Genomic DNA, 14,684 nt, shown 5'->3' on the forward strand with positions numbered 1-14,684 from the left:
CGCGCCCCTGGCCCCGCAGGGGGTCTTCCCGATCCGTCCTCAGCTCGTGAGCGCTTCCCCGAGCCGGTCGTGAGCCGCACCGGCGAGCGACTGGTGAAGCGCTTCGGCGCGGGTGCGGACCAGGCCGTCACGGTAGGCGGCCGGCAGGTCCTCCCACACGCTGATGGCCTTGGCGGCCGCGGCTGTGGGGTCGCCGTCGGCGCGCATGCACGCGGCGGCGTCCATCTCCAGCAGGGCCCGGGTCATCACCGAGGGGGAGCGCGTGAGCGCGAGGGCGGCTTCCTGCTCGGCGTAGGCGTCGCGGGTGCGGCCCATGATCGTGAACGCCTGGCTCAGGTGGACGTGGTGCTTCTGCATCGGGTAGCCGAACCAGGTGTCGGCGGCCTGGGTGCCGTCGAGGTGCCCGGCGATGTCGCGGGCGTCGCCGACGGCGCGAAGGGCGCCCTGGTCGTCGCCGGCCGCCGCGAGGGCGCGCGCGGTGACGGCGGCGGCCAGAGCCGCCGCGGCGGTCGGGGTCCGGCCGCTCTCGAAGCGGGCGCGCGTGGCGAGGGCGGCGGCGGCGTTGGGGGCGCCGTAGTTGAGGTGGACCATCGCGTGGCGGCCGAGGACCCAGGCAAGCATCTGCCGGTCGCCGGACTCGTGGGCGGCCTGCTCGGCGGTGGTGAACCAGCCGTGCGCGTCGCGCTGGTCGCCGCGGTCGTGCTGGATGATCGCGACGAGGCCGGTGATCCCGGCCGCGGTGCGGGCGAGGTCGGTACGGGCGGTGGCCTGGTGCGGGCGCCCGAGGACGTCGCGCAGGAGGTCGAGGTCGGCCTGCATCTGGCCCAGGACGACGGTCGGGGGCCGCCCCCGGTAGCCGCCGCGGTGGCGCTCGAACGCCCCGTCGAGGTAGGCGAGATCACCGGCATCCGAACCGGACAGGCCTGCATCGATGCCCTCGCGCGCTTCGGCGATGCCGGGCAGGGCCACAGCCCCTGTCGCCAGCGCCGCCACACCGAGGAAGTTGCGCCTCTTCACCGTTGTGCCCTCCTCCCGATCAACGCCGTCCGCGCGGCGCACGCTCCTGCGCCAGCGTCGGGACTCTGCCACGGCCCGGACGATCTCCTGCACCATCAGCCCGTATCCGTCAGCGAGCAGGGGGTGCCACCGGGGAGTCGGCAGGCGTTTCTCCGTCTCCCATCGTTTCAGGTTCTCCGGGTCGAACCGCTCCCCGTCCTGGAACTGCTCCAGGAACAGGGCCTGTTCATCCCGGGAACGGCCGGCGGCTTCCCTGCGCTCGCGCAGCAGCACCCCGATGCCGTCTGGTGCCATCATGCCCGTCCCCTAAGCATCTGAGCCTCCAGTCGCCGATCCTGGCCCCCTAAAGCGGCCCCCGGTGCCAGAAATGGCCCCCTTGATGGCACCAGCGGGCCTAGCGCCGACCGGAGTTGACTGACAGTCATCACCCGGGTCGATCAGGTGAAGCCCATTTCTTCCCTGTCTCTGGCGAGTTGAAGCCTCCCCGTCACAGCCCTGCCCCCGAAGGGTTCGTCGTCATGCCCGTACACACCGCGTCGTTCTTCATCGTCCGAGCCCCGGCCTCGGTGCCGGACGCCCGAAAGCAGGTGGCCAGACTGCTGGCCCGCTGGCGCGTGCGCCTGGACGACAACACCCGTCTGGCGTTCGACGTCGTGACCACCGAGCTGGTCACCAACGCCGTCCAGCACACGGAGGGCGCACTGCTGACCATCGGCGTCTACGTCAACCCGGCACTGGCCAAGGCCCTGGTCGAGGTCTACGACGGCTGCGCGACGCTGCCGCAGCCGAGGATCGCCGCCCCGGACGAGGAGGCCGGCCGCGGCCTGCTACTGGTCGAGCAGCTGGCCGTCCACTACGGCGCCCAACGGACCAAGCGCGGCAAGCGGATCTGGGCGGAACTCGCCCTGCCCGAGCAGCCGCTGTCCCGGCGCCAGCTCGTCATGCGCCCCAGCCGGGCCGCCAAGGCCGTCCTGCGGCGCCTGGCGCGGCCCCCGAGGTCTCCGATACCGCTCCGCGGCCGCTGACCGCGGCATTCCGATGTCGTCCCCGGCCACGGCCGGAGCGACCGGAGCACCCCAGGTCCCGCCCTCTCCGCCCGCACTCCCACGGCAGGCACACCGGCCGGGCGGAAACCCGGCGCCGGCCGCACCACCTCAGGAGGCCGGCACCACCACCTTCCGATCCGCAACGACGTTGGACAGGAGCATGGCCTTGATGCCGCAGAACACCCGAAGGGACAACCCGAGTTGAACACCTCCTCCACCATCCCCGCCAGCGTCCGGCCCGTCCGGGTCCTGGACGCCTCCCGCCTCCTGCTCGTGGAGGCCCCCGTTCCCGTGCTGGCCGCCGAGCACCAGGCAGGCATGGACCGCGTCTGGGAGAAGGCGGTGAGCATGCAGCCGTCGCTGTTCGACGGTCCGGCCGTGGTGTGCACGGCCCTGGATGCGGACGGTCCAGCGGTGCGGCTTTCCTGGGCGCGGACCACCTACCGGCGCTTCGCGCTGCGACGGGTGCCCGGCGCCCCGCTCGTCTCGTCGGTGTTCGTGACCGTGGCCCAGCCCGTGGAGGACGGCCGGATCGTCGTCGGACGGATGTCCCCGTCGACGGCCGCACCGGGGCGCTGGCAGCTGCCGGGCGGCAACGTCGAGCCCCCGCTCCACGACAGGGCCTTCGACGAGAGCGAGCTGCGGCGCCAGGCCGCGAAGGAACTCGCCGAGGAAGTCGGTATCGACGCGGCCCCGGCCCAGCTCGTACTGCTGGCGGTCACCGTCGGGGAGCACGGCAACGTCGGAGTGCACTACCTCGCACCGCCGCTGCCCGAGCAGGACCTCCTCGGCTGGTACGCAGCCCTGGTGGACACCGAGGCAGCGCAGGGCCGCACCGCCGAACTGGACCAGCTCGCCCTGCTGGCCCGTCCCGGCGACCTGACGGGGATCGACGGGGAGCACGTGGACTACCTGGCGCCCCTGCTGGAGCACTACGCCGCCCGGCGATCCGGGAGGACCGATGAGTGAGACCAGCCCGGCCACCGCGACCACCACGCAGGAGGAGACGGCGGCGCGTGAACTGCGCGCCGCCGAGCTCTCCGTCTTCCCGACCTTCCCGATGGCCCGGCAGCTCCCGGGCCTGACACTGGAAGCCGCGTACCGCGTCCAGCAGCACGGCACCGCCCTGCGGACCGCCGCCGGCGGCAGGCCGGTCGGGCACAAGATCGGCCTGACCTCGGTCGCCATGCAGCAGCAGATGGGCGTCACCGAGCCTGACTCCGGCGTCCTGTTCGCCGACATGGAAGTCGCCTGCGGAGCCGGGATCTCCACCACACGGCTGATCGCCCCCCGCGTCGAAGCGGAGATCGCCTTCCGGCTCGGCACCGACCTCACCGGGGACGACATCGACCTCGCAGCCGCCCAGGCCGCAGTGTCCGAGGTGTTCCTGGCCCTGGAGATCATCGACACCCGGTACGGCGACTGGCGGATCGGCCTCGAGGACAGCGTCGCCGACAACGCCTCCGCCGCCCGCTTCGTCCTCGGGCCCGCGTCACCCCCAACTGGCCTGCCAGATCTCGGCTCCGCTCTCGTCGAGGTCGGCGTCGACGGCGAGCACGTCGCTGCCGGCCATGGCCGCGACGTGCTCGGCGACCCGCTCCGCCCCCTGCTGTGGCTCGCCCGGCGCCTGGCCACCCTCGGGGGCGCCCTGCGCGCCGGGGACGTGGTCCTGCCCGGCTCGGTGCACGCCAGCATCCCCCTCAAGGCCGCCACGACGGTCCGCGCCTCCTGCGCCGGCCTTGCCCCGGTCTGCCTCCGGGCGCTCTGACGCCCGCGCTCCCATCCACCCTCGTTCTCCTCCGAGGAGAAGCATGTCCGAACACCCCGTGCTGAACGTCGCCGTCCTCGGCGCCGGCCTCATAGGCGTCGACCTGCTGCACAAGATCCACCGGTCCCCGCACCTCGACTGCGGCCTCGTCGTCGGCCGCAGCCAGAGCGTCGGGCTGGCGCGGGCCGCCGAGATGGGCCTTGCCACCACGGACGGCGGCCTGACGGCCCTGCTGGACTCCGGCAAGACCTTCGACCTGGTCTTCGACGCGTCCAACGCGGACTCCCACGCCGAGCACTGGCGGCTGCTGGAACCCACCGGGGCCGTGTTCGTCGACCTCACACCGCACAACAGCGGCACCCCGACCGTGCCCACCGTCAACGGCGCGCAGGCGCTGACCGGCCGGCACATCAGCCTGATCAGCTGCGGCGGCCAGGCGGCCATCCCCGTCCTGCACGCCCTCGCCCGGCACTGCACGCCCTCCTACGTGGAGGTGGTGTGCACTGGCGCCAGCCGCAGCGCCGGGCGGGCGACCCGCCTGAACCTGGACGAGTACATCGCGACCACACAGGACGCCGTCCACGCCTTCACCGGGACGCTGGCCGCGAAGGTGATGGTCAACGTCACCCCCGCCGTCCCGCCGCCGCCGTTCCGCGTCCACATGACGATCCTGGCCCCGGACGCCGACCCGCACGCGGTGCGCGACCTCGTCGAGGCCGCCGCCGCCCAGGTGCGCCGGTTCGCGCCTGGCTATGCGGTGATCGACGTCGAGGCGACCCGCGAACGCATCACCGTCACCGTCGAGGTCTGCGCGAGTGGCGGCCGCCTGCCGGCCCACGCCGGGAACCTCGACATCATCAACGCCGCCGCGATCTTCCTGGCCGACATGCGCGCCACCACCCTGCTCACGGAAGGAGCCAGCGCATGACCGCCGCCCCGGCCGCCGTGCTGGTCCACGACCCGACCCTGCGCGACGGCCACCACGCCGTCGGGCACCAGCTCGACGCCGACCAGCTGCGCGACTACGCGGCGGCCGCCGACCGGGCCGGCGTGCCCGTGGTCGAGGTCGGCCACGGCAACGGCCTCGGCGCCTCCTCGCTCCAGATCGGCCGCGCCAAACTCACCGACTCCCAGATGCTGGCCACCGTCCGCGAGGCCCTGACCCGCGCCCGGATGGGCGTGTTCATGGGCCCCGGATGGGGCACCAGCGACGACCTGCGCGGCGCCTTCCGGCACGGCGCGCAGGTGTTCCGGATCGCCGCGCACTGCACCGAGGCCGACGTCACCGAACGCCACCTCGGCTTCGTCGCCGAACACGGCGGCGAAGGCCAGGGCGTCCTGATGATGAGCCACATGGCCTCGCCCGGCCAGCTCGCCGAACAGTGCGCCCGGATGGCCGGCTACGGCGCGAAGGCCGTGGGGATCTTCGACTCCGCCGGGCACTTCCTGCCCGAGGACGTCCAGGCGCGGATCACCGCGATCACCGAGGCCGTCGACGTGCCGGTGATCTTCCACGGACACAACAACCTCGGCATGGCCGTCGCCAACTCGGTGGCCGCCGTGAAGGCCGGCGCCCGGATCATCGACGCCTGCGCGCGGGGGTTCGGCGCCGGGGCCGGCAACACCCAGCTGGAAGTCCTCGTCGCCGTCCTCGAACGCCTGGGCCACCCCACCGGCATCGACGTGAAGAAGGTCCTGGCCGCCGCCGACGTCGCCGAGCACCGGCTGATGAGCGCCCCGCCCTACACCGACTCGGTCGCCGTGATGAGCGGCCGTGCCGGAGTGTTCTCCGGATTCAAGAACCGCGTCCTCAAGGTCGCGGCCGCCGAGGGCGTCGACCCCGGCGACCTGTTCGACGAACTCGGCCGGCGCCACGTGATCGCCGGCCAGGAAGACCTCATCCCCCAAGCCGCCCGCCACCTGAAGGAGAAGACCGTGAACGAGAACACCGCCGCCCCCGTGATCGACCCCGACCTCGAAGACATCCTGGTGCGCGAGCTGCGGGTCAACCCCGACGCCCTGGCCGCCGACGCCACCCTGGAGGCGATCGGCCTGGACTCCCTGTCCGTCATCGAGCTGGCCGTGATGCTCTCCGAGAACCTGGGCACCAAGGTCACCGAGGACGAGATCACCGACTCGCGCACCCTCGCCGGCCTCGTGCAGCTGGTCGCGGCCAAGCGCCAGGGCCGGTGACCGCAGCCATGAGCGCTCTCCTCCTGCGGTCCACCCGAGCGTGGATCAGCGTCCCGGCACCGGCCGTCAACCGGTACGACACCGCGAAGACCAGCGGCGCCCACGTCGCCCTGGTCGATCTCGAGGACTCCGTCGCCCCCGCCAAGAAGCAGCACGCCCGGACGATCGCCGAGCGGTTCTTCGACGGCCAGGCCACGAGCCCGTGCCTGCTCGGAGTGCGGATGAACGCTCCCGTGCTCCTCGACGGGATCAAGGATCTGGCCGCCATGTCCGGCTGGCGCGCCAAGCCCGCCGTCGTGCTCGTGCCGAAGGTCGAATCCGCGCGGGACATCGAACTGGTGGCCGGTGTCCTGGACGCCGCCGACTACCAGCCCTTCCTGTTCGCACTGATCGAGACGCCCCGCGCCATCGAGAAGCTCCCCTCCATCGTCCGGGCGTCCAGGATCTCCGGGCTGGTGTTCGGCACCGCGGACTACGCCGCTGCCCTCGGCTGCGGGATGGGCTGGGAGCCGATGCTCCACGCCCGCTCCGTCGTCGCCAACAGCGCGGCCTCCGCGGGCCTGGCCGCGATCGACTCGCCCTACTTCCAGATGGACGACCCGGACGGGCTGCGGCAGGAAGCCGAACGCGCCAAGGCGCTCGGCTTCCACGGCAAGGGCGCCATCCATACCGGACAGCTCCCGGTCATCACCGAGCTGTTCACGCCCTCCCAGGAGGAGATCGCCCACGCCCGCGCGGTCGTCGCCGCAGCCCAGGACAGCGGCAGCAACATCACCTCCGTCGACGGCCAGATGGTCGGCCGCCCCTTTTTCACCATGGCCCGCTCCGTCCTCGAGGCGGCTGGCACCCGAGAGGAGCCCACCCGGTGAGCACCGCCTCCCTGCCGCCCGGCTACCGCGAGATCGACGCCCACCGGATCCGCGAGGTCGTCGGCCCCGGCTACCACGACCTCACCGAAGGCCTCGTCATCGAACACCGGCCCGGCCGCACGATCACCGACACCGACAACACCCTGATCACGACCCTGTCCGGGAACACCGCGCCGATCCACCTGGACGCCCACTACGCCGCGAAGACCCCCTGGGGCCGCATCCTGGTGTGCAGCGGCGTCACCCTGGCGTACGTGGCCGGGATGACGGTTCGGGCGGTCAGCGGCCTGACCCTGGCCAACCTTGGCCTGGACGACGTGCGCTTCGAGAACCCCGTCTTCATCGGCGACACCCTCTACGCCGAGACCGTGGTCACCGAACGCCGCCTGTCCCAGAGCCGCCCCGGCGAGGGCATCGTCACCTGCCGCACCTTGGGCCTCAACCAGGACGGCAAGCGGGTCGTCGCCTTCACCCGGACCTTCCTCGTGCCCACCAACCCGGACGCCGTCCGTGGCCCGGCCAACTACTAGGAGGCGTTGCCATGGAGGACAGCATCACCTTCGTGCGGGCCGACGACGGCCTCACCCAGGAGTACGACGAGATGGCCGCCCGCTCCTTCGGACACCCGGTCGGCGACATCACCCACCTGCGCGGTCACGCCGACGTCCGTGTCGCCGTGCGCGCCGGCCGGGTCGTCGCGGGGGGCCTGGGCATCCTCACCTCCCAGTTCTTCGGCGGCACCGCGGTGCCCACCGCCTGCCTGGCCGCCGGAAGCGTGGCCCCGGAGGAACGCGGCGCCCGCCTCGCGGCCCGCATGGTCCACGAGCGGCTGCGGCCCCTGCGCGAGCGCGGTGCGGTGATCTCCACCATCTCCACAATCTCCAACGGCTACGCGCGCCGCATGGGCTGGGAAGCCCCCGTCCCGGTGTTCGGCTGGGCCGTCAGCTCCGACGACCTCAAGCGCTCCTTCCCCGCCGGGGACCTCGACATCGAGCACGGCCTCACCAAGGACGCCCTCGACCTCCAGCAGGAACTCGCCCGGCAGTGGAACGGCCCCGTCCAGCGCCCTGACTGGTGGTCGACGTGGACGACCGCGAAGAACGCACTGACCACCTACCGCTTCACCCGCCCCGGCGAACCGGTGGCCGGCTGGGTCTCGCTCACGACCAAGCGTGGTGACCGGCACGGCATGGACCTGGTGGTCCACGACTTCTGGTCCTCCGACGCGGACTGCGCGGCCGCGATGCTGGCCTTCCTCGGCCGGCACAACAGCCGGGCCCAGACCGTGCAGTTCCGGCGCGGCGCGCTGCCGCCCTACCCCCTGCTGCTGCACAACCTCCACCGCCACCGGGTGACCGCGGATGCCTGGCACCCGTGGATGCTCCGCATCCTCGACGTCCAGGCCGCCCTGCGGCTGCGCGGGTGGCCGGCCGACCTCGACCTGGAGGTCCCGGTGGAGATCGGCGACGAGCGGCCCGGCTCAAGCCACCGCTACCTGCTGCGGATCTGCGCGGGGTCGGCTGACCTCGCGCCGGTGCGGACCGAGGGTGCCGTGGCGTTCACCCGCGGCCAGTTCGCCGCCTGGTACGCGGGCGGCTACCGCAGCCCCGCCGCGGCCCGCCTGTCCGGCGTCCGCACCCGGTCCGAGGAAGCGCTGACCGCCCTGGTGCGGGCCACCAGCGGCCAGGAACCGTGGCTTCCCGAACACTTCTGACCCGGGGCGCCCGGTACTCCGGGGCGCCCCGCGGGAAGCACACCACTCCGCTTGGGGCCCAAAAGTGCGTCGCCGCCGACCGCTGCTGACGGTTGGTCAGCACGAGTGGGGCAGGGCAACCGTATCTTGGGGGCGCTTATCACGCGGCTCACTGCTGGCGCATGCAGGCCCGGCACAGACCACCGCCCTGTTGAAGGCTTGTAGGCCGGGCGTGGCCGATATGGCCATGCGCACACCTGATGACATGCGGCTTACCGCTTCCGAGCCATTCGCGTGAGATAACAGTGCCGCCTAGCTCGATAACGCTGGTTTTGAAATCGTTTCATGCCCGTTGTGAGTTGGCGTGCCTAGGACCTTGGGAGTCCGGGAAAAGATCGTCCAGCCAGGCTAGAGGGCCTTTTTCGTCGGGAGTTGGCAGTGCGGCGGCGCGCTTGCGATGGTCGGCCCTCATCTTGTATGACGATGGCGGGATGATCTCAAGGAGGAGTGGCGATAGGTAGTCACTTGCCTGCCTCATCATCCCGCTAAGCCATTGACTGGAGTCACGAATCCGGAGCGAAGGTCGCAGTTGCGGGAGAAGCGACGACGCCGTTTCTGAGGTGTGTTCAGAGAAGAATATGGGGGTCGCGAGCTTGACGGCCGCAGCCATGACCGTCCGAGATGCTGGAAGCCGGTACCTGGTCTGCCATAGTCCTGCGGGGCCGCGTTTCTCTGTGAAGTCTACGAAGGCATCGCGAACGACGGTGTCGGCTCCACTTAGCTGATCGGCCGATCCATAGGTCAGCGCAATTACAAGCAGAAGATTCAGGTCGATAATACTTCGCGACGGCTCTCCATTGCTGGCAGCTGCATCCGAATAGAAGAAAGGGAGGAGGTTGCCTTGGAGTCGGAGAAGGCGATCGTCGTGCAACTGCTGGGGCTCAATCGAGGAAAGTGGGAGTTGGCAGTAGGTCGATTTCCCAACCGGTTTCTCCAGTCGATTCCCGCACTGTCTGCTCCTGCGACGCGAGGAGCTTTCGAGGCGAATCAAACCCGCACAAGAGGGGCAACTTGTAGCTAAATAGCAATGATGGGTTAGGCAGGCTACGTACCAGGGCATATGCCATACGATTTTCGTGCGGCCATCTGTCTCATGCAGGCACTGAGGACAGACTGCGGCATTGCGGGGGACGAGGCTCGACCAGCGGGCGCGCTGGTTCATCCGGCCATCCTTGCCGCGCGAGGCTGGCAGCCGGTCGAGGAGGGGGCGAAGCGTCATCCGCACCACGTGGTCCGGAGGTTGACCAGTTGCGGCTGCGATGCTCTGCGCCTCCGTCTCCGTAATCCTCATCATGAGCCAGTCCAGGCGCTGGCCCTCGGCGCTGTCACCCAGGCCAAACAGTCGTGTTCCCGTCTGGAGATCAACACCCAGGGCCTGGATCCCGTGCAGTAACCAACTGGTGAGCGTTTCGCCGTCGAGTGGGGCCGGCATGGCCGGGAGCCTGCGTGGAACAAGCGTTGGCACGAATCCTCCTGGGGGTGCTGGTCCAGGATCATCGCAATGCGGCCTGTAGGAAGCGAACTCGCGGACCGAAGGCCTCGTGGGCCAGCTGGCGTCGTACAGGTTCACGGGTGGAAATCTCTGCCGTGGAAAGGAAGCCTCAAGGAAATTCTTGCCGCGCATAGGAAATCTTTGACGCATTCCGACACCCTGCCCGGCGTCGGCCCGACCCTCGCCCAGCGCATCCTCGCCTACCGAGCGTCGCACGGCTCGTTCCGCTCGATCGACCAGCTCCGACAGGTCAGCGGCATCGGCGCCCGTACGTTCGCGGAACTCCGCCCGCTCCTGACCCTCTGACACCCGTTCCGTTCCGTTCCGTCTCGCCGACGCACGAAGGGAGGTACCGCCGTGACCGCCACCACCGCGTCGCTCCCGCGCACCCGCTCCTCGGGTGCCGACTTCCGGCTGCTGCTGCCCGCCGTCTCGGCCTGGTTGGTCACGGCGGTGCTACTGCCCCTTGAGCCGGGGTCCCAGGTGCCGCTCCTCTCGCTGGCGGCCGTCGCGGTGCTGGCGGCCGTCCTGCTGCTCACCCGGCCGGGCCTGCTGCGCCGGCGCGGGGCCGCGGTGGCGCTGGCGGCCGTCCTGCTCACCGGCGCGGCGGCCGCGATCGCGACCCCGCTGCACACCGCGGACCTGCACCGGGGGCCACTGCCCGAGCTCGCCCACGCGGCCGAGCACGCGCCGCCGCGCTCCCCGGGGACGGCCGCCCCGGTGGTGGAGGTGGAGCTGACCGTCGCGGGCGACCCGAAGGTCCACACCTCCCGGGGCGGCACCACCGGCGGGCAGACCCTCCTCACCGTCGAGGCCGTGGCCGACCGCGCCACCCTCCTCCCGGACGGACGGTCCACCCGGACGCACACCCCGGTGACCGTCATGGTCCGCGGGCCGGGGACCGAGTCCTGGCTGCGCCGGCTCCCGTCGGAGCGGCTGGCCGTCGAGGCCGAGGTGCGTCCGGCGGGTGAGGGCTACGACACCGAGTCCGCGGCGCTGCTGGCCGTCCGCGGGGCGCCCCGGCAGCTCGCGCCGCCGAGCCTGCCGCAGCGGATCGCCGGCCGGCTGCGCGAGGGCCTGCGCACGGCCAGCGACGGACTCCCGCCGGACGCGCGGGGTCTGCTCCCTGGGCTGGTCGTCGGTGACGCCTCGCGGCTGCCCGACGACCTGGTGGACGCCTTCCGGGCCACCGACCTGGTGCACCTGGTGGCGGTCAGCGGGGCCAACCTGGCGATCGTCCTCGGTGTACTGCTGGGCGCCCCCGGACAGGCCGGAACGCCGGAACGGCGCGGACTGGCGCCGATGTTGGGGCTGTCGTTGCGCACCAGCGCCCTGCTCGGTACGGGGCTGACCCTGGCCTTCGTGACCGTCTGCCGGCCCGAGCCCAGTGTGCTGCGGGCGGCGGGGACGGGACTGATCGGCATGCTGGCCCTGGCCACCGGCCGCCCCCGTCAGGCCGTACCGGCGCTCGCCGGGGCCGTGCTCGTCCTCGTCCTGCTGGACCCGTTCCTGGCCCGCTCCTTCGGTTTCCTGCTCTCGGTGCTCGCCACCGCTGGGCTGCTCGTCCTCGGGCCGCACTGGGCCGAGTCCCTGCGCGCCCGGCGCTGGCCGCACCATCTGGCGGGCGCGCTGGCGGCTACGGCAGCCGCACAGGCGCTCTGCGCGCCGGTGACGGTGGTGCTGTCCGGGCACATCAGCCTGGTCGCCGTCCCGTGCAACCTGCTGGCCGAGCTGGCGGTGGCCCCGGCGACGCTGCTCGGTTTCGGGGTGCTCGCCCTGCAGCCGTTCTTCCCGTCCCTGGCCCGGCTGCTGGCCGAACCGGCCGGGGTGCCGGCCAGCTGGCTCGCCTTCGTCGGACGGCGCGGGGCCGAACTGCCCGGCGGCCAACTGTCCTGGCCCGGAGGCTGGTTCGGGGTGGTGACGGTCGCCCTGGCGACCCTGGCGGCCTGTTGGGCAGCGCCCCTGCTGCTGCCCCGGCGGGCGGAGATCGGCCGGCATGCCCGCCCTCGGCGCCGCTGGGCCCGGGTGCTGGTGACGGGCGCGCTGCTGGTGGTGCTGCTGGCCGTGCTGCTGAGACCGCCGCAGCTCGCCCGGATCGCCACGGGCTGGCCACCGCCGGGGTGGCGGCTGACGATGTGCGACGTCGGACAGGGAGACATGCTGGCCCTTGCGACCGATGCGCCGGACAGCGCGGTGGTGATCGACTCCGGGCCGGATCCCGAAGCGGCCGACCGGTGCCTGCGCGAACTCGGCATCACGGCGGTTCCGCTGCTGCTGCTGACGCACTTCCACGCGGACCATGTCGAGGGCGTGCCAGGGGTGCTGCGGGGGCGCCAGGTGGGTGCCGTCGAGGGTACGGCGCTGGATGATCCGCCGGGCGAGGCGGCCAGGGTGACGGCTTGGGCGGCAAGGGCCGGTGTGCCGCTGCTGCGCGCGGGCCGTGGTGAACGGCGTTCGGCCGGTGCGGAGTTGTCCTGGAACGTGGTGTGGCCGGACCCAGGGGCGGCCGTCGAGGCGCCAGGCGCGAACAACGCGAGTGTGGCCCTGCTGGTGACGCTGGCCGGAGGTCTGCGGATGGCACTGCTCGGGGACCTCGAACCGCCTGCCCAGTCGGCCCTGTTGGGCCGCCTCGGCCGGGTCGACGTCCTGAAGGTGGCACACCACGGCTCGGCCCACCAGGACTGGGACCTGACCGGTGCCCTACGGCCCCGGCTCGCCCTGATCTCCTGCGGTGAGGGCAACGCGTACGGGCACCCGTCGCCCCGTACGGTCGACCGGCTGCGTGCCTTGGGCGCCACCGTCCTGCGCACCGACCGCGTGGGGGACATCGCCGTGACCGGCGACTCCCCGTCCACCCTTGCCGTCGCCGTTCACCCCCAGCCCGACCACGGTGCCCGCGCCGGCCACTCCACCTCCGGGCGCTCCACCCGCAGGCCCCGTGCCCCGCCTCCGTGATCCCCGCTCTCCTTCTTCCCTCCACGAGGTGGGGTGGGCAGGGGGTGGGGTAGGTGGAGGGAAGGCGGGCGGGAGGGGGCGGGGACCCCGGGGAAACGGTTGCGGCGTTCTCCGGGCAGGTCCGGAGCACGCCGCAGGGAAGCGCCCGGGCGGCTATGCCTGGCGGCGCCGACCCGGTTCCGGCCCGTGGCCGTCCAGGGCGCGCGGGGACGTGCAGGACACGGAGACGGCCCGGGCCCCGCCGACCACCCGGCGGGGCCCGTGCGGAGCTGCTCAGCGATTGTGCCGCGGCGGTCCCTGCGACGTCACCGTCACGGTGAGGGTCTCCGGGGTGGCGCTGTTGCCCTGGTAGACCGAATCGCCGCTGTAGACGGCCGTGATGACGTGCGGGCCAGGGGTCCGGAAGAAGACCACACGCCCGGCGGCGGCGCATTTGCCGACGTCGAGGACCAGGCGTGCGGTGCCCAGGGTCGTGCCGGTGGTGGTGTCGGTGAACGTCACTGTGCCGGTGGGCGGGGTCGTGGCGCCCGTACCGGCCGGGCAGACCAGGTCGTCGAGCACCACCGGACGGCCGAGCCGGACCTGCCGGGGAATCGCGATCAGGCGGGTGGTCACCGGCTTGCCCGGAGTGAGGTAACTGATGGTGATGCTCGCGGCCGTGCTGGTCACGGTGGGGCCGCTGCCGCCGGAGGGGACGAGGGACGATCCGCCGCCTCCGCCGCCCGCGCTCCCGAACGGGGTGGTAAGTCCGTTGAGGCTGGCGCCGCCCCCGCCTCCGTAGAGGCCCCCGCCACCGCCGCCTCCCGCGCCGCCCCCGCCGTCGCCGCCGGTGCCGATCGTGCCGGGCGCGCCGTTCGTGCCGCCGGTGGCGGTCCCGCCGGCTCCGCCCTGGGTGGCGGTGCCCGCGCCGCCGCCGGCGCCCCCGGTGCAGTTGCCGTTCTGGCCGGCCTGGCCGGCGTCCCCGCCCTGGCTGCCGCCCGTGCACGACGAGCTGAAGACCTCACCGGCTCCACCGCCGCCCGCGGCCACGATCAGGCGTGAGTCGGTGGTGGTGAGGGGGGTGGTCCGGGGCTGGGTGCGGACGTCGGAGGCCCCGCCTCCACCGCCACCGAAGTGGCTGTTGCCGCCGCCGTTGAAGCCGCCGATGCACGGCGAGAACGGGTAGCAGCCGGAGGGGAGCGTGGGGGTGCCACCGACCTCGACGTAGAGGGTCTGCCCACCGGACAGTCCGGTGAGCGTGCCCGAGACCTGGGCGCCCCGGCCGCCCGGGGTGGTGTTGACCCCCGACAGGCCGCCGGCCGCACCGATCGCCGTGACGTCGACCTGGGTGACGCCGTTCGGGACCGTGAAGGTCTGCTCGGCGCCGGTGAAGGCGAACGTGCAGGTGGTGGTGGAGCCCGAGACGGTGCACGTGCCCTGCGCGTAGGCGGTCCCGGGCAGCGCGACCGGGGCGAGTCCGGCGACGCCCAGCAGGCCGGCCGCGACGGCCAGTGCCCGGCCGCGGCGGGCGGCCGAACCGGCACGTCCCCCGTTGGCAGCTGGGCCCGGCTGACCGGCGGCGGCCGGCGGTGAGATGTTCACGAGCTACTCC

The 14,684-nt window shown here is 72.4% G+C and carries 13 protein-coding genes and 1 pseudogene; 11 read left to right on the top strand and 3 right to left on the bottom strand.

The features are described from left to right. Window positions 1-39 precede the first annotated feature (39 nt). Window positions 40-1,314, bottom strand: a complete 1,275-nt coding sequence (locus tag ACH4J0_RS03520) for a transcriptional regulator (protein ID WP_396236018.1) — start codon at window positions 1,312-1,314, stop codon at window positions 40-42. Window positions 1,315-1,535: 221 nt separating this feature from the next. Here ACH4J0_RS03520 and ACH4J0_RS03525 point away from each other — a divergent pair, with 221 nt between their 5' ends. The 9 genes and pseudogenes from ACH4J0_RS03525 to eis all read left to right on the top strand — a co-directional run bounded on the left by ACH4J0_RS03525 (window position 1,536) and on the right by eis (window position 8,607). Beyond that, window positions 1,536-2,042 carry an ATP-binding protein gene (locus ACH4J0_RS03525; protein WP_396236019.1) on the top strand — a complete coding sequence of 169 codons (507 nt, stop codon included), beginning with the start codon at window positions 1,536-1,538 and terminating at the stop codon, window positions 2,040-2,042. Window positions 2,043-2,264: 222 nt separating this feature from the next. Then, entirely contained in the window at window positions 2,265-3,032 is a 768-nt protein-coding gene (locus tag ACH4J0_RS03530; protein WP_396236020.1) for an NUDIX hydrolase, read from the top strand. After that, window positions 3,025-3,831 carry a 2-keto-4-pentenoate hydratase gene (locus ACH4J0_RS03535; protein ID WP_396236021.1) on the top strand — a complete coding sequence of 269 codons (807 nt, stop codon included), beginning with the start codon at window positions 3,025-3,027 and terminating at the stop codon, window positions 3,829-3,831. The genes ACH4J0_RS03530 and ACH4J0_RS03535 overlap by 8 nt, the downstream gene beginning before the upstream one ends. A gap of 43 nt (window positions 3,832-3,874) precedes the next feature. Next, a complete protein-coding gene (locus tag ACH4J0_RS03540; RefSeq protein WP_396236022.1) occupies window positions 3,875-4,759 on the top strand; it encodes an acetylating acetaldehyde dehydrogenase in 885 nt (294 codons plus the stop codon). Continuing rightward, a pseudogene (gene dmpG, locus ACH4J0_RS03545) lies at window positions 4,756-5,757 on the top strand (4-hydroxy-2-oxovalerate aldolase); the annotation flags it as partial. The gene ACH4J0_RS03540 and the pseudogene dmpG, both read left to right, overlap by 4 nt. A gap of 33 nt (window positions 5,758-5,790) precedes the next feature. Continuing rightward, window positions 5,791-6,024 (top strand): acyl carrier protein, encoded by a 234-nt coding sequence (locus tag ACH4J0_RS03550; RefSeq protein WP_396236508.1) that lies wholly within the window; start codon window positions 5,791-5,793, stop codon window positions 6,022-6,024. A gap of 8 nt (window positions 6,025-6,032) precedes the next feature. Beyond that, window positions 6,033-6,893, top strand: coding sequence for an HpcH/HpaI aldolase/citrate lyase family protein (locus tag ACH4J0_RS03555; protein ID WP_396236023.1), 861 nt, complete (start codon window positions 6,033-6,035; stop codon window positions 6,891-6,893). Next, window positions 6,890-7,423: a MaoC family dehydratase gene (locus tag ACH4J0_RS03560; RefSeq protein WP_396236024.1), complete on the top strand. Its 534-nt coding sequence runs from the start codon at window positions 6,890-6,892 to the stop codon at window positions 7,421-7,423. Before ACH4J0_RS03555 ends, ACH4J0_RS03560 begins: the two co-directional genes overlap by 4 nt. Window positions 7,424-7,434: 11 nt before the next feature. Beyond that, window positions 7,435-8,607, top strand: a complete 1,173-nt coding sequence (gene eis / locus ACH4J0_RS03565; RefSeq protein ID WP_396236025.1) for an enhanced intracellular survival protein Eis — start codon at window positions 7,435-7,437, stop codon at window positions 8,605-8,607. A gap of 322 nt (window positions 8,608-8,929) precedes the next feature. Here the strand turns inward: eis and ACH4J0_RS03570 are convergent, their stop codons facing one another. Beyond that, window positions 8,930-10,288: a TniQ family protein gene (locus ACH4J0_RS03570; protein WP_396236026.1), complete on the bottom strand. Its 1,359-nt coding sequence runs from the start codon at window positions 10,286-10,288 to the stop codon at window positions 8,930-8,932. Between ACH4J0_RS03570 and ACH4J0_RS03575 the strand changes: the two genes are divergently transcribed. Together ACH4J0_RS03575 and ACH4J0_RS03580 are read left to right on the top strand one after the other, a co-directional pair. Then, window positions 10,280-10,444, top strand: coding sequence for a ComEA family DNA-binding protein (locus ACH4J0_RS03575; RefSeq protein WP_396236027.1), 165 nt, complete (start codon window positions 10,280-10,282; stop codon window positions 10,442-10,444). The two genes, ACH4J0_RS03570 and ACH4J0_RS03575, sit on opposite strands and share 9 nt — an antisense overlap. 51 nt (window positions 10,445-10,495) lie before the next feature. After that, window positions 10,496-13,093, top strand: coding sequence for a ComEC/Rec2 family competence protein (locus ACH4J0_RS03580; RefSeq protein WP_396236028.1), 2,598 nt, complete (start codon window positions 10,496-10,498; stop codon window positions 13,091-13,093). Window positions 13,094-13,366: 273 nt separating this feature from the next. Here the strand turns inward: ACH4J0_RS03580 and ACH4J0_RS03585 are convergent, their stop codons facing one another. Then, window positions 13,367-14,674: a glycine-rich protein gene (locus tag ACH4J0_RS03585; protein WP_396236029.1), complete on the bottom strand. Its 1,308-nt coding sequence runs from the start codon at window positions 14,672-14,674 to the stop codon at window positions 13,367-13,369. Between the last annotated feature and the right edge of the window lie 10 nt (window positions 14,675-14,684).

This window comes from Kitasatospora sp. NPDC017646 (genome assembly GCF_044329365.1).
GTDB lineage: Bacteria > Actinomycetota > Actinomycetes > Streptomycetales > Streptomycetaceae > Kitasatospora.